The sequence below is a fragment of the Thiomicrorhabdus heinhorstiae genome (assembly GCF_013391765.2).
GTDB classification, from domain to species: Bacteria; Pseudomonadota; Gammaproteobacteria; order Thiomicrospirales; family Thiomicrospiraceae; genus Thiomicrorhabdus; species Thiomicrorhabdus heinhorstiae.
Genome location: NZ_JACBGI020000034.1, coordinates 1 through 21,381, shown reverse-complemented (window position 1 = coordinate 21,381; position 21,381 = coordinate 1). Strand labels below are relative to the sequence as shown.

Genomic DNA, 21,381 nt, shown 5'->3' with positions numbered 1-21,381 from the left:
ATCAGGTCGTCGATGGAGTAACGGATGTAGTCGATGACTTGCTCGGCACGGATCTGGGAGCACTTGACGAACCGGTCGACGAATTGACGAATGATATTGAAGATCTGCTGACCGGTGAGGCTGATTTAGGTGAAACCGTTGAGAATCTTCTCGGTGACCAAGGTTCTGTAGATCAGATTGTCGACGGTGTGACTGATATCGTCGATGGTCTTCTGGGTACGAATACAGGTGCTCTGGATGATCCTTTGGATAGTCTAACAGATACTGTTGAAGGTATTGTTTCCGGTGTGACGGACGTTATTGGTGGAGGAGCTGATAGTCTGTTGGGTGAGCAAGGCTCGGTCGATCAGGTGGTTGACGGTGTAACCGATATTGTTGATGAAACATTGGGCACGAATTTGGGAGCGGTTGATCAGCCTCTGGACAATGTCACGACCGATGTCGAAAACCTATTGACCGGGGAAGCTGACCTGGTTGAAACAGTAGATAGTCTGCTGGGCGAACAAGGCTCAGTCGACCAGGTGGTTGATGGTGTCACCGATATGGTTGACGAGACCTTGGGAACTAATCTGGGAGCGGTTGATCAGCCTCTGGACAATGTCACGACCGATGTCGAAAACCTATTGACCGGGGAAGCTCATCTGGTTGAAACAGTAGATAGTCTGCTGGGTGAGCAAGGCTCGGTCGACCAGGTGGTTGACGGTGTCACCGATATTGTTGATGAAACATTGGGCACGAATTTGGGAGCAGTTGATCAGCCTCTGGATAATGTCACGACCGATGTCGAGAACCTATTGACTGGGGAAGCTGACCTAGTTGAAACAGTGGATAGCCTGCTAGGAGAGCAAGGCTCGGTCGACCAGGTAGTTGACGGTGTAACCGATATCGTTGACGAGACCTTGGGAATCAATTTGGGTGCTTTAGATGAGCCGCTCGATAGTGTCACCACCGGAGTCTCTGACCTACTGGGTGGAGTAGCTGATGTTTTAGACAATGCCGTTGGAAGCTTGCTTGGAGAGCAGGGTTCTGCAGATCAGGTGGTTGATGGTGTTACCGATATTGTTTATGATGCATTGGGTACGAATCTGGGAGCGATCGATCAGCCGGAAGATCAGTTAACAACCGATGTGCAAAAACTCTTGACCGGTGAAGACTCACTTGGGGAGTCCATCGATAATTTTGTCGGCAGTTCGGGGTCTATCGATCAGCTTGAAGCCGGAGTGACCGATGTCGTGGAAGATGTTGCCGGCATTGATTTAAGTGGAGTGGACCAGATAGTTGATGAAGTTACGACCCAGGTTGGGGATATCTTAAGCGGAGACACTTCGGGAGCTTCGACTCTTCTGGATGGTGTGACTGCACTTGTTCAGCCTGAAGATTTGATTTCTACGGTCACGGCAACGATTGAGTCGATTCTAAATACTTCCTCCTTGGCGGACATTGCCGATATAGGCGGCATTGTCGACCAGGTTTCCAGTGAGCTGAGCAGTGCTTTGGGCAGTGATCCGACAGATATTGCCGAATTACTAGACAATGGCGAATTGATTGATACGGTGCAATCTACTTTGGATGGCATTTTGAGCCAGAATGGTTTTGATGATGCCATTGATAGCGAAGACCTTTTGGGCCAAGTCGGTGAAGAATTAACTTCGGTACTGGGTGACGATTCATTGCTATCGGGTCTTGATTCTACCAGCGATCTGCTCAATTTGGGAAGTTTGGCCGATACGGTAATCGGTGGTCTGGAAGGCGTCTTGGGCGATACCAGCCTGGCGGATAGCGGAGAAGTCAACGGGGTTGTTGAGCAGGTTGTCGGTCAGCTTGGCGATACCTTAAACGGTACAGTAACGGAGCTAGCCGATGTCGGCGGACTGGTCGATTCGGTTACAGGTACTTTGGAATCCGTATTGGCAGATACTTCTTTGGCGGATAGTTCCGAACTTTCCGGGGTTGTTGAGCAGGTAAGCGGGGTACTTGATGGGGCTTTAAATACCGTCAGTGGAGCAGCAGGCGACGCGACGGATGCGAATCCATTGGATGCCGGAGATCTGATTGGCGATCTAACGTCTACCGTCGGTGATACCCTGGATGGGCTGCTTGGTTCAGCTCTTGGTAGCGATAACGAAGTTGCCGATGCGGAAACAACGGTTTCTTCCGGCGGAAGTACGACTTCTGCGGATGTCGGAGGCGGTTTGTTGAGCATTCTATTGAATACTCACACCAATAACGATTCGTCGCAAGGCTAAGAAAGTCTGATTCAGCCTCTGCAAAGGCTTGGTCGCTTAGTATGCCGTCGGCATTCATTACGGGTGTCGGCGGTTTTTTGTTTTTTCGCCCTTGGTAATTGATTAAAATAACAAGGTTTTTCAATATTTGGACCAATTCTATGGCGTTACATCCTCTTGCACAATATTTAGATCAAGTTCCGGATTTTCCAAAACCCGGGATTCTTTTTAGTGATATTTCCCCTCTTCTCAAGTCGCACTTTAATGAGACGATCGATGCCTTAAGCGAGCTCTTTTCCGAAGAAGAGTGGGCGTCGATTGACTGTTTGGCCGGTATCGAGTCGCGCGGGTTTATTTTTGCCGCTGGTCTGGCGTATAAACACAATAAGGGTTTCATTAAGGTTCGTAAACCGGGGAAATTGCCAAATGTTTGTGCTTCCATCGCCTACGGTTTGGAATACGGTAGCGACGCTTTGGAAATGCAAAAAGGCGACGGAAGCCGAGTGGTTTTATTGGACGATCTGATTGCCACGGGAGGTTCCATGGGGGCGGCGGCTGAATTGTGTGAGAAGGTTGGCTATGAAGTCGCAGGTATGGCGTGTGTGGTGGATCTAGTCGCTTTGAATCAGTTTCGCTATAAGGATATGCCGGTGCGTTCGGTGATTCAACTGGAAGACTGATGGATCGATTATCGGCATAAAAACGGCAGACAAATTGGATCTGTCTGCCGTTTTCCTTTTCGCGCGTAAACGAATTTTACAGGCTTTGCAGATACGCCTTGGCACGGATCACGGCGGCACGGACTTGATCCGGTGCGGTTCCGCCCAGATGATTACGTGCCGCCACCGAACCTTCCAGTGTCAGCACTTCAAAAACGTCATCGGTAATTTTATCGCTGAAACCTTGCAAGGTTTCCAATGACATTTCCGATAGGTCTTGCCCGGTCTTAACGCCGTGCGCAACGGCCAACCCGACGACTTCGTGAGAGTCGCGGAAAGCCAACCCTTTTCCAACCAGGTAGTCGGCTAGGTCGGTTGCTGTCGAGAAACCGCGTTTCGCTGCTTCATAAGTCATTTCACGTTTAACGATAATCGCCGGAACCATATCGGCAAAGGCTCTCAAACTGCCTTTGACGGTGTCAACGGTGTCGAATAACGGTTCTTTGTCTTCCTGATTATCTTTGTTATAAGCCAACGGTTGCGATTTCATTAAGGTCAACAGGCTCATCAGATGGCCGTAAACACGTCCGGTTTTTCCGCGTACCAGTTCCGGCACGTCCGGGTTTTTCTTCTGCGGCATAATCGAAGAACCGGTACAGAAGCGATCCGGCAGGTCGATAAATTGGAATTGTGCCGAAGACCATAAAACCAATTCTTCCGAGAAGCGTGACAGGTGCATCATCAGGGTGGCCGCGAAGTGGGTGAATTCGATGGCAAAATCGCGATCGGAGACACCGTCCAACGAGTTTTCGCTGATGCGGTCGAATTGCAGTAGTTCGGCAGTGATGGTGCGGTCGATCGGATAAGTCGTTCCGGCCAATGCGGCGGAACCTAGCGGCATGGTATTGACGCGCTTGCGGCAGTCCTGCAAACGTTCCAGATCTCGTTTGATCATTTCAAACCACGCCATCATGTGGTGGCCGAAAGTGACCGGCTGGGCGGTTTGCAGATGGGTAAAGCCCGGCATAATGCTGTCGGCTTCTCGTTCAGCCAATTCGACCAGGCCTTGCTGCAGACGGATCATTTCCGGAATAATGGTGTCGATCTCATCTCGCATATACAGGCGAATGTCGGTGGCGACCTGGTCGTTTCGCGAACGTCCGGTGTGCAGTTTCTTGCCGGTAATGCCGATAAGTTGCGTCAGGCGCGCTTCGATATTCATGTGAATATCTTCTTGCTTGATTGACCAGCCGAATTCGCCGTTTTCGATTTCGCTTTGTACCTGATTCAGGCCGTTGACGATGTTGTTTTTTTCTTCTTCGGTCAGGATACCGACTTTGCTCAACATGGTCGCATGGGCGATAGAGCCTTGAATATCCTGTTTGTACATGCGCTGGTCAAATTCGATGGATGCGGTAAAGGCTTCTACAAAAGCGTCGGTCGCTTCACTGAAACGGGCGCTGGATAGTTTTTCTTGGTTGTGTTGGTTGTTACTCATTCGACTCTCGATTTAAGTTTTGTTTTGTCTGCTGAATTTCTAACAGCTCGGCCGTCGGCGGAATTCGTTTATCGAGTCCCATATTGCGATAGGCAATGTTTAAATTCCGGTGGATCACATTGGTAAACAGCGTAATCTCGGCAATGCCGACAATTCGCGGAGCCACTTCTTTCCCCTGGCCGTCAAAGAAGAGAATCGTCGGGGTCAGGTCAGCATCCAGGCGGTAAGCCCAGCGAGATTTTTGTATCGGTTTTCCTTCCCAATCGATTAAGGGGTCGGGTTCATCGACTCCAACGTGGCGCATCAGCACGACCTTGCCTTCGTAAAGGCCTCCGGCAGCCATCGGGTCTAGAACTTCCTCGCGTAGCAGTTCACAGTATTCGCACCATTCGGCACCGAACATAAGCATGATCGGCAATTTATTCAGGCGTGCTTGAGCGCTCAGTTCTTGTAGGTTACGTAGTTCCTGCATAGAGGTGGCCGGCTGAGCATTCGTCGGTAGTGACCCGCTAAGCGCCAAGAATATGCCAACATAAGTCAGTAATCGTTTCATTGCTATGCTGTGAAATAACGTCAAAGCGCAACCTGTCGTATTTTTTAACCGGTTGTGATGGCCTGATGTGTTCTAAACCCTTCGCAAACGGTTTCTATTTTAACTAAAACTTTGCGGGTATTTTAGTAAAATGGGGGATGTTTTATTTGCGTTAATTTAATTTTACTGCCGTTTCCGAAACTCGCTTTGCGTGCAGTAGTCGCCGATCAATTGGAGTTTAAATGAAAAAGACATTACGTATCGCAACTCGTAAAAGCCCTCTTGCCATGTGGCAGGCTGAATTTGTTAAATCGGAGTTGGAAAAAGCTTATCCCGGTTTACAGGTTGAGTTGTTACCTATGTCGACCAAAGGCGATAAGATTCTGGATGTTCCCTTGGCTAAAATCGGTGGAAAAGGCCTGTTTACCAAAGAACTGGAAGACCGCATGATGGCGGGGGAAGCGGATATTGCCGTGCATTCAATGAAAGATGTGCCGATGGAATTGCCGGAAGGTTTCGCTTTGGGAGCGATTTTAGAACGTCATGCACCAACCGACGCCTTCGTATCCAATCAATACGCTTCTTTCGAAGATTTGCCGCAGGGTGCTGTTTTAGGAACTTCCAGCCTGCGTCGTAAAGCACAGTTAATGGCTTTGAGACCGGATCTGATCGTAAAAGACTTGCGAGGTAATGTCGGTACCCGTCTGGGTAAACTGGACGCCGGTGAGTACGATGCTATTGTGTTGGCTACCTCGGGTTTGCAGCGTTTGGGGCTTGACGAACGTATTCGTCATGAACTGTCTCCTGAGACCTGTTTACCGGCGGTGACCCAAGGGACTTTGGGAATTGAATATTTCTCGAAAGATCAGGAAGTTTTCGATCTGATTCAGGTATTAAATCACCCGCAAACGCAAATTCGAACCACGGCCGAACGTGCGATGAACCACCGTTTGGAAGGTGGTTGTCAGGTTCCGATCGGCGTATTTGCCGAATTGGAAGGTGAGCATATCTATGTCCGTGGTCTGGTAGGCACTCTGGACGGCAGCCGTATTCTGCGTTCGGAAATCCGCGGTTTGGCAGCGGATGCCCAGCAGTTGGGTGTGCAATTGGCCGAAGCATTACTGGAACAAGGCGCCAAGCAGATTCTGGACGAAGTCTACGCCGACGATTTACATAAAGGTTGAGCAGGTTATCGAGTGGCCTGTGAAGATTTCGCTTTTTTAAATACACGTCCGGCGGAGCAGGCGACCGGGTTGCAACAAGCGATGGATGCGTTGGGTGTGAAGAGTTTTCCGTGTCCGACCTTGCAGATCCGCTTGTACGATTTTTCCTGCACGAACGTACCGGGCGGTTTCGATCAGGTCATTGTCACCAGCGCTAATGCCTTGCAGTCCTGGGCGCACGGTTTGCAGAAAATGCATGCCGATGAGGCGGCTGAATGCCGAGCCGCCGTTAAGACGGCGCGCTGGTTAGCAATCGGAGCAAAAACCCGTAAGGCCGGTCAGCAGCTTGGGATCGAGCTGAACTGTTTAAGTCGGGAACAATTCGACAGTGAAACTCTGCTGGCGGATGTGTCGATGCAAGAGCTCAAGGGGCAGAGGATTCTGTTGCTGAAAGGCCTGGGAGGGCGGCGCAAGCTGGCGGAAACACTGACTGATCGAGGTGCGCAGGTGATCGAATTAGATCTCTATAAACGTTGTCAGGCTCCTTTGTGTTCCGCTTCCTGGCAGGAGTTTAAGCAAGCTCCGAAACCGGTCATTCTGTTTAGCAGTGTCGATAGTTACCTTGCCATGCAGACGATGTTAAAAGAGCAAGCCTCGCCGTGGCATGGTATTTTTGCAGCCATCGTGTTCAGCGAGAGAATTGGGGAGTTTATCCGGCAGGACGGCTGGCCGGCGGCGATTGAAGTCGTTGCAACACAGAGTGACGAGAGCGTGGTCGAAACCATGTTCCGGCTTATCAATCAATAATGCTCATTTTGGGAAAATAGCTATGTCAGAACAACAACATTCCTCCAACGGCGGTTCGGTCTACGAAGGGGAAGTAATGGCCGAAAACCTCTATCAAAAGGCTTCCAAAACTGACGGTGAAGATGACGCAAAGCCTGCTTCTGAAGAGGCGAAGTCTTCATCCCGAAAGCAGAGTTCTAAACCTCCTTCGGGCCCTTCTTTTCTGCGTCGTAATATCAAACAGTTCGTCTGGGGAGGATTGTTGATCGGAGTTGCGGCTGCCTTGGTATACAGTCGACCGAATAACGACTGGGAAGTGGATCATATCAATCGTCTGCAAGCGCAGGTCGCCGCTTTAAATGAGCAGCAGGCACAGCTGAAGACTCAGTTGCAATTACAGGAAACTGCACTGAATGAGAAATTGCAGAAAGAGCTTGCCAAAGCGACACAGAACCCGGACAACAAACCTTTAGTCAGCCAGGGGGATCTGCAGGCCATTCAGCAGGCGACTCAGGAACAACTGGATCAATTGCAATCTAGGCTGGCTCAGCTGAGTGAACAGTTCGCCGAGAAGCTTAATCAGGTCGGAGAGGCCGTCAAACCGGATGAAGAGACCCTGCAAGGCTTCAAGGATTTGGAGCAGCAGTGGCAGCAGAAATTGAATGACATGGGGCAGGAAATTGCTAAGCTGTGGGAGAAGAAGCCAGTTGCAGAAGCGAGTCCGCAGAAGGATAAAATCTTGACCAGCCTGCAGTTGCAGGAGTGGATTCTAGCGATCAATACCCAATGGTTGTTAAAAGCCGAGCCGGAAGCGACTCAGCAGCAGTTGTTGGCATTGGAACAGGCGATTATTTTCAGCCGTCCGCAGAATGCCCAGCATCTATCGCGCCTGATCGGTGAAGATATCACCTATCTGAAACTTTTCGGACAGCAGCAGAAGGTTCAGATGCCGCAACTTGATGCATTGCGCGATGCGGTTAAAAATTTGAGTCTGCAGCTGCCCGACAAGCAAGTCGTCATTCCGCAGGAGAGCAAGCCGGATGCAGGCATCGAAATGGTTGATCAAGCCAGTGCATGGCAGGCGTTATTGCAGCGTTTTTCACAATTGGTTTCGATCAAAAAACGTGACGGCGAAGAGGATATGACCAAGGTCGAGAGCCTGTTGATGCAACAGGTGTTGAAACAACGTTTGTTACTTCTGGTGGATCGTTTGCAGTGGGCAGCGGAAACCCGCGATGCTTCTCAATACAAGGAAGCCGAAAAAGAGATTGAAGCCTTTGCTAAACAGCATTTTCCGCAAGCCGAAAACGGCATGCAAAAGGTTTTACTGCCTCTGCGCGAAGTTGAGTTTAAACAACCGCAACCCTTGGCGATTTTGCAGAGTAGCGGTCTAAGCTCGGATGCCGACTCCGCTTCAGGGGAGGGCGTAAACTGATATGAAACAGATCGTGATTTGGGCGCTGGTACTGGTTGCCGGAACCTTGCTGACAAGCCTGATGCTTTACGATAACGGTCAGGTTTCGATGGCGTGGAATAACTGGGTAATCGAAACCAGTCTGAGTTTTTTGATCGCGGCGGTAGTGATCGGATTCATCGGTGGCTATGCGTTGATTCGTCTGCTGTGGAACCTGTGGCGTTTTCCGAAATTCTGGCGTAATCGTCGCAGAATGCGGCGCTACAGCAAGGCAGAAAGCACTATGGCTGAAGGGATGATCGCGCTTGAGTATGGTGACTGGCAGAAAGCCGAAAAGTATTTGATTAAAAGTGCCAAACAGAGCGAAGCCGGTCTGGTGCATTATCTTAGTGCTGCGAAAATGGCTCATAACCAAGGAGCCGATGCGCGTCGGGATAACTATCTTCTGCAGGCGCGTGAGCAATACCCGGAAGATTACGTCACCATCGGGCTGGTTGAATCGCGACTGCTAAGCGAAAAATCGCCGCAATTAGCGTTAGGTGTTCTTGACGGGCTTTATTCGGAAAACCCGAATCATCCAACGGTTCTGGCCGAGCTGGTTGCGGTATTGAAGCAACTGGCGCAGTGGCAGCGAATCCGCGATTTGATGCCATTATTGAAAAAACATAAGGTGTTGCAAAAAGAGCAGCTGGTCGCTTTGGAAAAAGAGCTTTGGGCCGGGCAGTTAGCCGTTGCTGCCGATGAAGAAACTCTGGATCGTTTATGGCAGGCGCTTTCGCCTAAGCAGAAGTTGATGCCTGAGATTCTGGCCGAATATGTCGAGCGCTGTTTGGGCTGGGGTCAGGAAGTCGGTTTGGCGCAGTGGTTGGAACAGGCTCTGAAAAAACAGTGGGACGACCGTTTGGTATATCAGTACGGACGTTTGACTCTCGGGCCGGCTTTCGACCGTTTGAAAACTTCCGAGAAGTGGCTTAAAGGGCGTGAATCGAATCCGATCCTTTTGCTGACCTTGGGACGCCTGGCCTGTCAGAGCCAGCTCTGGGGCTTGGGGCAGAGTTATCTCAAGCAGAGTTTACGGCTCGAACCGCAAGTGGAAACTTTCCACGCTTTAGCGCAGTGCTATGAGTCCGAAGGGCAGGAGAGCCAGGCGGCTTTAACCTATAAGGAAGCGATTTTGCAGTTGGAAAAGAAAGCATAAAACAGTCGGTTTCCAATGCCGTAAATAACAACGCCGCGAAGTTCGCGGCGTTCGTGTTTCTAAAACAGATAGAAATTAATGGATGCAGTTTTTTTCGTCTAAACCGGCTGCGAGGAATTCCGCTTTGGCGGTTTCTATCATGCCCCAGGGGCCGCAGATGTACAGCGTATGATGATGCAGGTTCGGGAACATCGCCAACACCTGTTTATGCACCAGACCGGTCAGTCCATTCCAGTCGTGGAAGTTATCGGAGATGACCGGAATATAATCCAGATTGCCGTGCTGTTGGCTAAGCTCGATCATCTCGTTATGCAGATAAAGCTCTTCTCTGCGGCGCGCGCCCCAGAAGAAGTGGATCGGCACTTCAATATCGTGACGGAGTAATTCGTCCAGCATCGCTTTTAATGGCGAGAACCCGGTCCCGCCGGCAACGAAGATAATCGGTTGATGAGCCGGTTGAAGACTCATTTGATCTTTCGGCCCTTGCATGACCAGACGATCACCGGTCTTGACCTCAACCAAACGTTTCATCCAGTTACTGTTGTCATGGTTACGGATATGGAATTCCAGCAGTCCGTCTTCACGCGGTGCCGAAGCGATCGAAAAAGGCTTCAACTCTTCGGTGTCGAAACCAAGCATAACGTACTGACCGGCCGAATAAGAGATCGGGTGTTCGGCCTTCAAAAACAAGCGGACAATGTTCGGCGCCAGGGTTTCTACCTGAACCGCAATCATAAGGTGTGTGGCTTCGGCCATGAAAATGCTCTTAATCTTTTTCTATTTCGGTAATGAAAATTAAATTTGGAATTCGGTCCAGACCGGTGCGTGATCGGATGGTTTTTCCATGCCGCGGATGTTGTAACCGACTTCGCTGGATTTTGTCTTCTGGTTTAACGGCGCAGTTGCCAATACTGTATCGATACGCAGTCCACGACGCGGTTCGCGATCAAAGCCTTTGGAGCGGTAATCAAACCAGCTAAAGACATCATTCGTTTCCGGGTTAACGGTACGGAAGGTATCGAACAGTCCCCAGTCGACCAATTTGCCCCACATCTCGCGTTCTTCCGGTAGGAAGCTGGTTTTACCGTCACGCAGCCAGCGTTTGCGGTTGGCTTCGCCAATGCCGATATCCAGATCGGTCGGAGAGATATTGAAGTCTCCTATCACCACCAGATTTTGTTGTGGGTCGCAGTCGGTTTGCAGGTAGTCCATCAGGTCGGCATAAAATTTTTGTTTCGCCGGAAATTTTACCGGATGCTCGCGATTTTCGCCCTGTGGGAAGTAACCGTTAACCACCCGGACTTCGGTTCCGTCTTCTAGACGGAAATCCCCGATGATCATCCGTTTCTGGGCGCTTTCGTTGTCATGTTTCCAGCCTTTTTGCAGTGAGAGAAGCTCGATCCCTTTGCGATACAGAAGTGCGACGCCGTAGTGGGTTTTCTGTCCCATGAAAGCCGCTTCATAACCCATGTCATTCAGCTCTTGCAGCGGGAACTCGTGATCCTGAACTTTGGTTTCTTGTAATCCGATAATGTCCGGAGCCTGCTGCTCGGTTAAGGCTTGCAACTGATGCAGTCTCAGCCGGACGCTATTGGTATTAAAAGAGACGATTTTCATGTTCTGCTCCCGAAGATTTAGCGGAATTTTTCAGGCGACCCTGACTTAAACGGAGCAAGGATTATAGCGGAAAATCCTGAAAATTAATATGCTTAGCAGCCTTTCGAGCTTTCTTTACCCGGGTCTTGGTGTGGTTATTCAAGAATTGTCAGCATGTGACAAGAGATATTTTCCGAGTTGTATGGAAAAATGGCGGCATAAGCTAAATTAGTCTGTAATTTTTTTTAGGGCGCGCTAAAATCAATCGTTTATTATTGGCGCACATTGCGGCTTTAAGTCGCGCAGTTAAAGTGGAGGATAGCAAATGAGCAAAACGATGATGGAATACATTCTGGAAGCTAAAGGCCGAATTAATGAAGTCGATTTGGATAAAGCGCAGGAGTTGATGCAAAGCGGTTATCGTATTCTTGACGTTCGTGAACCGGGTGAATACTTGGCGGCTGCGATTCCCGGCGCGATCAATATCCCGCGTGGCGTTTTGGAACCGGCGGCCGATCTGGAATATGCAGGAGCGAATCCGGCGTTGCGCGATCATCGCGAAGATCCATGGGTTGTGGTGTGTAAATCCGGTGGACGTGCTGCATTGGCAACCGATATCTTGCAGCAGATGGGTTTTTCGAAAGTGGTAAATATGGTTGGCGGCATGGACGCCTGGCTGGCCGCCGGCAAAGAGACGGAAATGCCGTCTACCGAAAATTCCACTGTTGTGCTTAAAGAGCCTTGCGTCGTTTAAGTTTTAAGCACTCGATCATTTTTTAAAATCCTGTATAGTTTGTTGCAGGTTCGGAAGCACAGAATAAGTTCATGATTCAGAGATCTTTCGGTCGGGCTTTTTTGCGTTTTCAAGGAAATTGGCCGCTGCAGTTTTGCGGCCATTATTGTATTTAGAGAGAAGATTATATGAGTCACGTTTATCGTTTAGTGATTTCCTGTCCAGATCAGGTAGGTATCGTTGCGGCTGTTGCGCAATATATTGCCGAACAGGGCGGAACCATCGTCGAAGCCAACCATCATACCGATCAAGCCAACGGTTGGTTTTTTATGCGTCACGAAATTTTGGCGGACTCTTTATCAGGCGGTCTGGAAGCTTTTTCCGAGGGATTTGAAGCGATTGGCAAAGCATTTGAGATGCAGTGGTATGTTTCGGATTCCGCCAAGCCGAAAAAGATTGCGCTGTTTGCTTCCAAAGAATCGCACTGTCTGGCTGATCTGCTGCATCGCTGGCATGAAGACGAGCTTCCGGGTGAAGTGGTGTGCGTAATTGCCAACCATGACGATTTGCGTTCGATGGTCGAGTGGTATCGGATTCCGTTTCATCATATCCCGGTGACTCCGGAAAGCAAGCCGCAGGCATTTTCCGAAACCGAGCAGCTGGTCGAGCAATATGGCGCGGAAGTGATTGTGCTGGCACGTTATATGCAGATTCTGCCGCCGCAGATGTGTTCCGATTACTCCGGACAGGTCATCAATATTCACCATAGTTTCCTGCCGTCGTTTGTCGGGGCGCGCCCGTATCATCAAGCGAGCGAGCGCGGGGTGAAACTGATCGGGGCAACCTGTCACTACGTTACCGAAGTATTGGATGCCGGACCGATTATTGAGCAGGATGTTATCCGCATCACTCATTCGCACACTATCGATGATATGAAGCGTCTGGGCCGCGATGTCGAGAAAACCGTGTTGGCTCGCGGTTTGCGTTACCATCTTGAAGACCGCGTTTTGATTCACGGCAATAAAACCGTGGTTTTTGCCGACTGATACGGCGAGCAGTTTGTCAGGAAAGAAAGCCGGGGTTGATCTCCGGCTTTTTTATAGCATCTGCTTCAACAGTGCTTTTAAGGTCTCTTCTACGCCTCGCCTGCCGGCGAGTTGATGTGTTTGAGAGACAGTTTGCCAGGAGCGCTTCTTTAATACCTTGTCCATCAGTACATCGAGCTGATCCATTCGTGATTGTTGTAACAAGCCAACGGCTTGCTGCAGACTCCATTGCCAAAGTATTCCGCTAATCGCCTCATAGGGCCGATTTCCACCGATATAGGCTTGCAGAACCGACGCGTATTGATCCGTTTCCAATTCCGGTTGCTGATTCTGATCGGCGAGGATTGACCATAGCAGCTGGTTGTCGGTTTCGTGAAACACGCCTTCCATCAATAGATGCGGTAATTGCCGCTGAAAAGCCGTGCCGATCCGCTCAAGTTGTTGTGCTGCTTTCACTGTGAGCGCGCGCGCTACGGCCAAGGCATGCGTTGCGCTGGCTTTATCGCGTTTGACTCCCAGATGAGCGGTGCGGAAACCTTGATTGAACCAGAAAGGCAGCAGGTCGGGAGTGACGCCGAAACTGCTGCTCAGATAATCGACACCGACGCTTTCGGCATCTTTGGTAAGCCGTTCAATCAGGGACTTGCCGATTGACAGACGCTGTAAATCGGGGTGGACGGCAATGCGCATAATGCGCCAGGTTTTCAGTTGTAAAAAGTCTTGATCGGCGTAGTTTTTCTCCAGCAGGCGGGGAATCAGATGGCCGTGAATATGAGATTGACCGGTTGGTAAGCCGCCTTCTTCGACGGCCAGGCAGACACCAACCACTTTATCATCGTGATTCAGAGCACATAGAATCTGCAAATTCGGGGCGTCCAGTAATTGCTGCAAGTCATTCGGAGAAGTTTGATAGTGAGCGCCGACCAGCAAAGTAAACAGCGATTGCAGCAAATCAGTCCGTTCGATTAACTGCGGTGCATCGAATCGGACGATTTTGGCCGTACTGTCGAACTCTATCTTAGAGTCCAGATCGGTTTTCAGTAACAACAGGTGGTTTATGGTTGCTTCAAGCGGGTCTCCTACGTTCCAGCGTAAAGGCTGCTGGAGTTGGAAGCGTTTCCAGTGCGGGGTTAAACGATCGAGAATTTTGGCAAAGCGCAGTTCAAAACCGCGGCCGCTGCCCTCGTAACCGTGTAGAGTCGTGGCAAAAACCATGCGGTGATGCTGTTGCAAAAGACGACTGAGCAGCGGGGTCGGCAAATGGGCAGCTTCATCAACCATCAACAGATCGGCTCCGCTTGGGGTTTTCAGCAACTCGTCGGGGGCAATAAAACGCAGAACTTTGTTTTGTCCCTGGTGTTGGAAATTCAGAGCAAAACGGCTTTTTTCATAGCTTAATTCGGATTGCTGCAACTGCGTTTCGGCCAAATGAAAGCTTGCCGCAACCTGGTCAAAGCGTGCGGCGGTGATTTCGATCCGGCTTTTGCCTTGCAACAGGCAGTCGATGGCTGCCAGTCCGAGCAATGCGCTTTTACCACGGCCGCGGTCGGCATGAATCAGTAACGGGCGTTTGCGATGACCGAAAGCGACGCTGTGCACGGCCTGCATCGCCTCGATCTGCTCGGCGGTCGGAGTAATTTTCTCTTGAACCACAAGCGGTTTAAGGGGGCTATCTGTCGGTAATGGCAACTCGAGTGTTTGCAAGGATTGGCAGATTTCCTGATGAATCCAGAAGATTGATCCCTCTAATACCAGCTCTTCGAACCGGCCGATCAGGAAAGGGTAAAAATAACCACGGATCTCGTCTGCCCTGAAAGGGGTATTCAAAAAACGTCGGTTGTCCTGATTGGGCAAGGCTTTCCAAAGCGCTTGCGGTGGCGTTAACAGAATCAGCAGGCCTCCGGCACGGATCATTCCGCCGCAAATTCCGAGAGTATTGGCACTCAGACCGTTATTAAGATCGATCAAGATGCCGTCGCATTCCTGTCCTAAATAATGCATCAGCTGTTTGCCGTCGACGATTTCCGGCACGGTTCCTATTTCCGTCAAAGATCGCTCGGTTTCGCCCAGATACAGGACACGCTCATCAGGGTCCCAGAGGGATTTTAGCTGTTCAAGCTGCCAGCCGTCGTCGCCACTGAGGATCAGCAGACGGCGATGACCGGCGGAGTGTAATGGTCGGCGGAGAGGGTGCATTAAGATAAGATCAGCCGGCTGCCGGGACGAATTCCAGGGAAACGGAGTTAATGCAGTAGCGCAGTCCGGTCGGTTCCGGACCGTCGGTAAAAACGTGGCCGAGATGCGAGGAACAGTTCGAGCATACGACTTCGGTGCGCATCATGCCGTGAGAACGATCCAGTTTCTCTTTGATCGCTTGAGCGTCGATCGGTTGCCAGAAACTCGGCCAGCCGGAACCGGAGTCGTATTTGTGCTCGGAGGAAAACAATGGTTGGTGGCAGCAAGCGCAATGATAAGTCCCTGCGGCTTTGACATCCCAGTATTTTCCGCTGAAAGGTGCTTCGGTGCCGCCGCAACGACAGACGGAAAACTGTTCGTCGGTTAACTCGGCTTTCCAGTCGGCTTCGGAAAGACTCTTAGGATTCTCGATGGTTTTCGGCATATAATTTCTCCCCGAAGAATTGATTCGTCCCGCACAGGGCCGGTCAGCCTAACTCATTTCGACGCCATGCGGTTCAGTGTAAATAAAGCCGATCAGCATGCGTTAAACGCACGACGATACCATTATGACCAGCCGTTCAGATAAGGCGCTGCATCCGGCCGACATCGATTGGGTGGATGCCAGAACGCCACGTTCCATACAATTTGACGATATCTACTTCTCCAAAGACGATGCCCTTGAAGAGATTCGTTACAATTTTATCGATCACAACGATCTACCGCAACGATTTAACCGTCTACCTGCGGGAGCAACTTTCCGAATTGCCGAAACCGGCTTCGGTTCCGGGCTGAATTTTCTGGCGGCGATCAAATTATGGTTGGAATCGACGACTGTAGATCAGCAGCTGCATTTTATCTCTTTTGAGAAATTCCCTATGAAGCCGGATGATCTGGCAAAAGTGCACGCCTGTTATACCGATTTGCAGGACTATGCGCAGCCCTTAAGAGAAGCCTATCCGTTAAGTCTGCCGGGATGGCATGAGCTTTTGTTATTTGACGGTCGCGTGCGACTGACTTTATGGTTCGGCGATGTTGCCGATGGTCTGCCGCAGTGTGATGCTTCGGAGTTCAGCCGGGTGGACGCCTGGTTTTTGGACGGCTTCGCACCGGCCAAGAATCCGCAAATGTGGCAGCCGGAACTCTATAAGCAGATGGCGCGTTTAAGCAAAGAAGGTAGCAGTTTCGCTACTTTTACCGCTGCCGGCGAGGTACGCCGCGGTCTGGCGGCGGCAGGATTTGAAGTCGACAAAGATGGCGGCTATGGCCGCAAGCGCGAGATGTGTTTCGGGCGCTTGCCGCGCAGGCGTCCGTACAGTTTGAAAGCGCCGTGGTTTGCTCGGCCCGATACGATTGCCGGCCGCAGAGCCGTGGTGGTCGGTGCCGGTCTGGCCGGAGCCAGCGTCGCTTATCGACTGGCCCAGAGCGGCTGGCAGGTGACTGTGCTGGAAGAGAATAGCGAGCCGGCCTGTCTGGCTTCCGGGAATTTGGCCGGCACTCTGCATCCGTTGATTACCGCCGACTGGAATCTTCGCAGCCAGTGGTATTTGCGTGGTTACGAGACAACTCTGAACTGGCTGGAGGAATGGCTTCAAGAGGGCAGGATTCAAGGCGATTTAAACGGTCTGGTACAGATGTTAACCGACGATAAAAGCGTCAAGGCGATAGAGGATGCTTTTGGGCGCTTTGAGTTTAGCGAGGCGTTTGCCCGGCAATGTGATGCCGAACAAGCATCCGAACTGCTTGGAACCAGAAGCAATTATCCCGGAGTGTTTTACGCACGTAGCGGCTGGATATTCCCGCGCTCGGTCGTGGATGCCTGTTTAGAGCATGAAGCGATCAAAGTCGTCTATCAGTGCAAACTGATCGATGTGCAGCGGGACGGCGATAACTGGCTGTTGCACACCTCTCGGGGTGACTATTCTGCCGATAGCGTCATCTTTGCCAGCGGCAGTCTGGATGAGGATTTGAACCGGCGTTTTGCAATGCCTATCCGACCGGTAAAAGGTCAGGTTAGCCACTTGGCTTCATTGTCGGTACAGCAGCCGCTCAAGCGGGCGGTAACGCATGCCGGTTATTCGTCGCCGGCCGCAAACGGCCGTTGGGTCAGCGGTGCGACTTTTGAAGCGCCGGATATGGGAATGCAACTCTCTTGCGAGGGGCATAAAACCAATCTTCAGAATGCCGTGCAGGCCTTGCCGGACTGGTTGCGGTCGGAAGCGCTGGAAGATCAGGCTTTAAACGGGCTTGAAGGGCGGATTGCTTTCCGTCCGACGACGCCGGACCATTTGCCGATTGTCGGAGCGATTGCCGATGCCGATTTTATGCAGCAAGCCTACTTCAGTCAATCGCATACCCATGCGGTGTATCGTTATCCCGAGCAGCGTTATCTGCCGGGGTTATATGTCTCCAACGGGCACGGGCCGCGCGGTTTGATGTCGGTGTTTCTGGCGGCGGAAATTCTGGCGGCGGAAATGAATGGCGAGGCGCTTCCGCTTCCGCTGTCACTCTATCAGGCAACCCATCCGGCACGTTTTCAGATTCGTCAGTGGCGCAGCGGGAAAATGCACCTCTAACCCCAAAGCGTAAAGTAGGTGGCTTTCTACATGGAAATCTGCCTATAATGAGAAAAATTTTTAAACGGACGGAATAATAATGAGAATTTTCGGGGCCATCAGTTTGTTGATTTGGATTACGATTGCCATTGCGGTTGCGGTGATGTTCGACTGGCTGGGCAGTCGTGATCTGGTACGCGCGGGATTGGAAAACGCCTTGGTAGCGGTTGAGCAGCTGGAGAAAACCGGCGATCAGTTGCAAAGTTTGATTTCCGATGTGAAAGACAGCGGTGGCGAAGCAGCCGATGAAGCGCAAAAGGCGACCGGTTCCTAATCGAGTTTAAAAAAGTGATGAAGCCCGCCTCGGCGGGTTTTTTGTGCCGGTCCTTGCCGATAGTGCGGCTGATGCCGGTCGGATTCGTTTAGGGCGCGATTGAGATAGCTCTTGGCTTCGGCAACGGCAGTGACGAGTTTTTCGCCTTTGGCAAGGTAAAGTGCAATCGCCGACGAAAGGGTGCAGCCGGTGCCATGATCGTGCTGAACCTGGATTCTCGGGCTCTGAAAGGGCGTGACTCTCAAACGTTCGCCAAGGTTCTGGATTAAATAATCAATCGCAAAATCGCCCTGTGCATGCCCGCCCTTAATCAAAGCGTTTTTAATCTTCAGCTGCCGTAACTGGCGTCCGATCTCTTCCATTTCTTCAAGCCGACCGAGGTAATTGGTTCCCAAAAAGTAATTCAACTCCGGTAGATTGGGGGTGACAAGCGTTACTTGCGGAAACAGAGTTTCAATCATCTCCTGAATGGCGTTTTCATCGATGAGCGGCAGGCCGCTGCTGCTCACCAGAACAGGGTCCAGTACACTGGGAACCTGGTTGCGCTGCGACAGTTCGCGGTGACAGATCTGCACCCAGCTCAGGCTCGGCAGCATACCGATTTTGATTGCGTCGCACTGGTAATCTTTATGCAGGTGTTGGAGCGCTTGGGTTCCTTGCAATAGATCGGTATCATAAACGGCGGAAACGCCTTGGCTGTTTTGTACCGTGAAAGCCGAAGCGACGCTTAAGGCATAACCGCCGAGGGCGTGAATGGTTTTGATATCCGCTTGCAGTCCGGCGCCTCCGGATGGATCGAAGCCGGCCAGAGTCAGTACGGTAGGCAAGGAAGAGGTCGTCATTCGGCTATCATACTCTGATTGCCAATGAGGTAAAAGAGCGTTGTTCGGTAGTGGTTTGCCCTGAGATCAAAGTAAGAAGGAAACGGAATATGCCCGAGATCGGTTTGATTATTATTGGTGATGAGATATTGTCTTCCAAACGCCAGGATAAGCATCTGGCACAGGCAAATGCATTGTTGCGGCCGAGAGGTCTGGCGGTCAGCTGGGTCTGGATGTTGAGCGACGATGAATCTTTACTGGTGCGCATGCTGAGCCGCAGTTTTGCAGAGAATCAATGCGTCTTTTGTTTTGGCGGTATAGGCGCAACGCCGGACGATCGCACCCGCCAGGCAGCGGCAACGGCTTTGAATTTGCCGATAGAAGCCCATCCGGAGGCTGTCTCCGAGATAGAAGCCCAGTTCGGAGAGGAGGCTTATCCTCAGCGCGTTCGTATGGCCGAATACCCGCAGGGATCGGCGATCATTCCGAATTTCTATAACCGCGTGCCGGGTTTTTCGATCCAGGGACATCACTTTATGCCCGGTTTTCCGATGATGGCCGGGCCGATGATGGAATGGGTTCTGGACCATTACTATGCCGACTGGATTCAGGAGCGGACGGTTGAACTGGGAATTCGTATTTTTGACGGTCAGGAGTCGGAATGGGTCAGTTTTATGGAAGAGTTTGAAGCGCGCTTTCCACAACTTCGGCTGTTCAGCCTGCCGACGATCGATGCCGAGAATCGCCGCCGTATCGATCTGGGCGTGGAGGGGATAGCCGAAGACGCGCGTGAAGGATTGGAAGTATTGAAAGCTGAAGCACGCCTACGCGATGCCAATTGGCAGGAGCTGTAAGCATCCGTTATGAAAGAAGAGAAGCAAGCGTCCACGGATCATTTTGCCGCAGAAACATGGGATGTGATTATTGTCGGCGCCGGAGCGGCCGGTTTGATGTGTTCGGCAACCGCCGGTTATCGGGGCAAGCGGGTGCTGGTTATCGATCATGCACCGAAGGCGGCAGCAAAAATTCGCATTTCCGGAGGTGGAAAGTGTAATTTCACCAACGTCAATGCCGCGCCGGAAAATTATGTTTGCAGCAATCCGCATTTTGTTAAGAGCGCTCTATCGCGCTATCCGAGCCGCGAGTTTATCGATCTGGTCGACCGTCACGGTCTGGAATACGAAGAGCGCGAACTCGGTAAACTGTTCTGTTCTAACCGGGCTTCGGATCTGATTCAGATCTTGCGAACCGAGTGCGATTGGGCGCAAGTTGAATTCGCATTGAAAACCGAGATTGAGAAGGTGATTTCGCAGGAAGGTGAAGGGTTTCGGTTGAGGACTTCACAAGGGGATATGCGGTGCCGAAAGCTGGTGATTGCCAGCGGAGCCTTGTCGTTTGCAAAGCTTAAAGCATCGGATTTCGGTTATCGTATCGCCCGCCAGTTCGGTTTGAATGTGATTGCTACCCGGCCCGGTCTGGTGCCGTTGAATTTTTCCGGGAAATGGCTGCAGCGTTTTTCTGATCTGGCGGGTTTGTCTCTGGATGTGAGGGTCTCTTGCAGAGAGCGCAGTTTTCAGGAGGCGATGCTATTTACCCATCAAGGTTTGAGCGGGCCGGCAATTCTGCAGATCTCCAACTACTGGCGACACGGCGATTCGATAGAGATTGATCTTTTGCCGAATTTGGACGTTCTGTCCGAATTGAAAGCGATACGTCAGCAAAACAGCAATTTTCATCACTGGTTAAACACTTTCTGGCCGAAGCGATTTACTCAGATGTGGTTGAATTTGTATCCGGCTCCGGCGCGTTTAAGCAATGCCGGTGACGAAGCGTTGGAGACATTGGCAGAGCAATTGCAGCGTTGGAGTCTGTATCCGAGCGAAGATGGCGGTTACGACAAAGCGGAAGTTACATTGGGTGGAGTGGATACCAATGAGATTTCTTCAAAAACTTTTGAAAGCAAGCGTTGCGCGAATCTGTATTTCATCGGTGAGGTACTGGATGTGACCGGTCAGCTCGGCGGCTATAACTTCCAATGGGCCTGGGCATCGGCGGTTGCATGCGGAAATGCTTTGTAACTTTTGTGTAAGCTCCGACGGGCAGTAATAGATTTAAAATTAAGAAGAACGAAACGAGAACAAATATGAATTTACTCAATCTTGACGAAAAGAATCGAGCCTCTTTTTCCAATATCGTCAAAACCTTGGTGCTGAAGCATAATACTGATCCGAAGGAGATGTTTCTCCACGCTTTGGAAAGTGAAGCGGAACCGGAAATGAACTATTGGATGACGATGGTTCTGGTTCAGGAATATTTTGTTTCGCCACAATTGGAAGTGGGTAAGGATGCGGCTGGCGAGTCGGTCAAGGCGTTGCAGGCGGCGTGTTTATTGAAAAATGTTGGCGTGACCGCAGCTTTGCTTGAGTTGGGAGGATTCAGCGGTGGAGTGACCGGAAAAGAGTATCAGTTGGCCGCGCGAATCGCCTCGCAGCATGAAGATCAGGCCGTGTTGGGATTGTTGATGAAATACGCCCAAGAAAAAGATGTGTTGGAACCGTTCATGCGCTCTTTACAGGGAGCGACTCTTCAGTAAAATAAGAGCTTATCTAGATATTAATGAATTCTATTATATAAAATATTTATAAT

General features: G+C 50.9%; 20 protein-coding genes. 13 read left to right on the top strand and 7 right to left on the bottom strand.

Translation table 11 applies throughout. From position 1 onward, the window contains the following. Both H8792_RS11525 and H8792_RS11520 read left to right on the top strand, forming a co-directional pair. Positions 1–2,246, top strand: a 2,246-nt coding sequence (locus tag H8792_RS11525; protein ID WP_228767110.1) for a beta strand repeat-containing protein, incomplete at its 5' end; no start/stop codon positions are given. A gap of 140 nt (positions 2,247–2,386) precedes the next feature. Further along, the gene (locus H8792_RS11520; RefSeq protein WP_185979119.1) at positions 2,387–2,905 is read left to right on the top strand and encodes an adenine phosphoribosyltransferase; all 519 of its coding nucleotides are present in this window, start codon (positions 2,387–2,389) and stop codon (positions 2,903–2,905) included. Positions 2,906–2,981: 76 nt separating this feature from the next. Here H8792_RS11520 and argH read toward each other — a convergent pair whose 3' ends face one another. Further along, on the bottom strand, positions 2,982–4,382 hold the full coding sequence (argH, locus tag H8792_RS11515) for an argininosuccinate lyase (RefSeq protein WP_185979118.1): 1,401 nt from the start codon (positions 4,380–4,382) through the stop codon (positions 2,982–2,984). Continuing rightward, positions 4,375–4,935: a thioredoxin family protein gene (locus tag H8792_RS11510; protein WP_185979117.1), complete on the bottom strand. Its 561-nt coding sequence runs from the start codon at positions 4,933–4,935 to the stop codon at positions 4,375–4,377. Before H8792_RS11510 ends, argH begins: the two co-directional genes overlap by 8 nt. Positions 4,936–5,156: 221 nt before the next feature. Here H8792_RS11510 and hemC point away from each other — a divergent pair, with 221 nt between their 5' ends. From hemC to H8792_RS11490, 4 genes are read left to right on the top strand one after another with little or no spacing between them, the layout of a single operon-like run. After that, on the top strand, positions 5,157–6,098 hold the full coding sequence (gene hemC / locus H8792_RS11505; RefSeq protein WP_185979116.1) for a hydroxymethylbilane synthase: 942 nt from the start codon (positions 5,157–5,159) through the stop codon (positions 6,096–6,098). A gap of 12 nt (positions 6,099–6,110) precedes the next feature. Further along, the gene (locus H8792_RS11500) at positions 6,111–6,884 is read left to right on the top strand and encodes a uroporphyrinogen-III synthase (RefSeq protein WP_185979115.1); all 774 of its coding nucleotides are present in this window, start codon (positions 6,111–6,113) and stop codon (positions 6,882–6,884) included. 22 nt (positions 6,885–6,906) lie between these two features. Then, entirely contained in the window at positions 6,907–8,298 is a 1,392-nt protein-coding gene (locus tag H8792_RS11495) for a coiled-coil domain-containing protein (RefSeq protein ID WP_185979114.1), read from the top strand. Between the two features lies 1 nt (position 8,299). Next, the gene (locus tag H8792_RS11490; protein ID WP_185979113.1) at positions 8,300–9,475 is read left to right on the top strand and encodes a heme biosynthesis HemY N-terminal domain-containing protein; all 1,176 of its coding nucleotides are present in this window, start codon (positions 8,300–8,302) and stop codon (positions 9,473–9,475) included. A gap of 75 nt (positions 9,476–9,550) precedes the next feature. On the opposite strand, the gene H8792_RS11485 is transcribed toward H8792_RS11490, so the two are convergent. Further along, entirely contained in the window at positions 9,551–10,231 is a 681-nt protein-coding gene (locus tag H8792_RS11485) for an NAD(P)H-flavin reductase (RefSeq protein ID WP_185979112.1), read from the bottom strand. Between the two features lie 39 nt (positions 10,232–10,270). Continuing rightward, a complete protein-coding gene (xthA, locus tag H8792_RS11480; RefSeq protein ID WP_185979111.1) occupies positions 10,271–11,092 on the bottom strand; it encodes an exodeoxyribonuclease III in 822 nt (273 codons plus the stop codon). A gap of 304 nt (positions 11,093–11,396) precedes the next feature. On the opposite strand from xthA, the gene H8792_RS11475 reads away from it, so the two are divergent. After that, positions 11,397–11,825, top strand: a complete 429-nt coding sequence (locus tag H8792_RS11475) for a rhodanese-like domain-containing protein (RefSeq protein ID WP_185979110.1) — start codon at positions 11,397–11,399, stop codon at positions 11,823–11,825. A 167-nt stretch (positions 11,826–11,992) separates the two neighbouring features. Further along, entirely contained in the window at positions 11,993–12,850 is an 858-nt protein-coding gene (gene purU, locus H8792_RS11470; protein ID WP_185979109.1) for a formyltetrahydrofolate deformylase, read from the top strand. Positions 12,851–12,901: 51 nt separating this feature from the next. Here the strand turns inward: purU and H8792_RS11465 are convergent, their stop codons facing one another. Both H8792_RS11465 and msrB read right to left on the bottom strand, forming a co-directional pair. Continuing rightward, positions 12,902–15,046, bottom strand: coding sequence for a tRNA(Met) cytidine acetyltransferase TmcA (locus H8792_RS11465; protein WP_185979108.1), 2,145 nt, complete (start codon positions 15,044–15,046; stop codon positions 12,902–12,904). A 10-nt stretch (positions 15,047–15,056) separates the two neighbouring features. After that, complete coding sequence (msrB, locus tag H8792_RS11460) at positions 15,057–15,470, bottom strand: peptide-methionine (R)-S-oxide reductase MsrB (protein WP_185979107.1); 414 nt, start codon at positions 15,468–15,470, stop codon at positions 15,057–15,059. Positions 15,471–15,594: 124 nt separating this feature from the next. On the opposite strand from msrB, the gene mnmC reads away from it, so the two are divergent. Together mnmC and H8792_RS11450 are read left to right on the top strand one after the other, a co-directional pair. Beyond that, positions 15,595–17,601 carry a bifunctional tRNA (5-methylaminomethyl-2-thiouridine)(34)-methyltransferase MnmD/FAD-dependent 5-carboxymethylaminomethyl-2-thiouridine(34) oxidoreductase MnmC gene (gene mnmC / locus H8792_RS11455; RefSeq protein ID WP_185979106.1) on the top strand — a complete coding sequence of 669 codons (2,007 nt, stop codon included), beginning with the start codon at positions 15,595–15,597 and terminating at the stop codon, positions 17,599–17,601. A 79-nt stretch (positions 17,602–17,680) separates the two neighbouring features. Then, positions 17,681–17,914, top strand: coding sequence for a hypothetical protein (locus tag H8792_RS11450; protein ID WP_185979105.1), 234 nt, complete (start codon positions 17,681–17,683; stop codon positions 17,912–17,914). Here the strand turns inward: H8792_RS11450 and thiD are convergent. Further along, positions 17,911–18,756 carry a bifunctional hydroxymethylpyrimidine kinase/phosphomethylpyrimidine kinase gene (gene thiD, locus H8792_RS11445; RefSeq protein WP_185979104.1) on the bottom strand — a complete coding sequence of 282 codons (846 nt, stop codon included), beginning with the start codon at positions 18,754–18,756 and terminating at the stop codon, positions 17,911–17,913. The genes H8792_RS11450 and thiD overlap by 4 nt on opposite strands. 89 nt (positions 18,757–18,845) lie before the next feature. On the opposite strand from thiD, the gene H8792_RS11440 reads away from it, so the two are divergent. The 3 genes from H8792_RS11440 to H8792_RS11430 all read left to right on the top strand — a co-directional run bounded on the left by H8792_RS11440 (position 18,846) and on the right by H8792_RS11430 (position 21,328). Further along, entirely contained in the window at positions 18,846–19,589 is a 744-nt protein-coding gene (locus tag H8792_RS11440) for a competence/damage-inducible protein A (protein WP_185979103.1), read from the top strand. 9 nt (positions 19,590–19,598) lie between these two features. Then, on the top strand, positions 19,599–20,813 hold the full coding sequence (locus tag H8792_RS11435) for a BaiN/RdsA family NAD(P)/FAD-dependent oxidoreductase (RefSeq protein ID WP_185979102.1): 1,215 nt from the start codon (positions 19,599–19,601) through the stop codon (positions 20,811–20,813). Positions 20,814–20,878: 65 nt separating this feature from the next. Beyond that, on the top strand, positions 20,879–21,328 hold the full coding sequence (locus H8792_RS11430; RefSeq protein WP_185979101.1) for a hypothetical protein: 450 nt from the start codon (positions 20,879–20,881) through the stop codon (positions 21,326–21,328). Positions 21,329–21,381 lie beyond the last annotated feature (53 nt).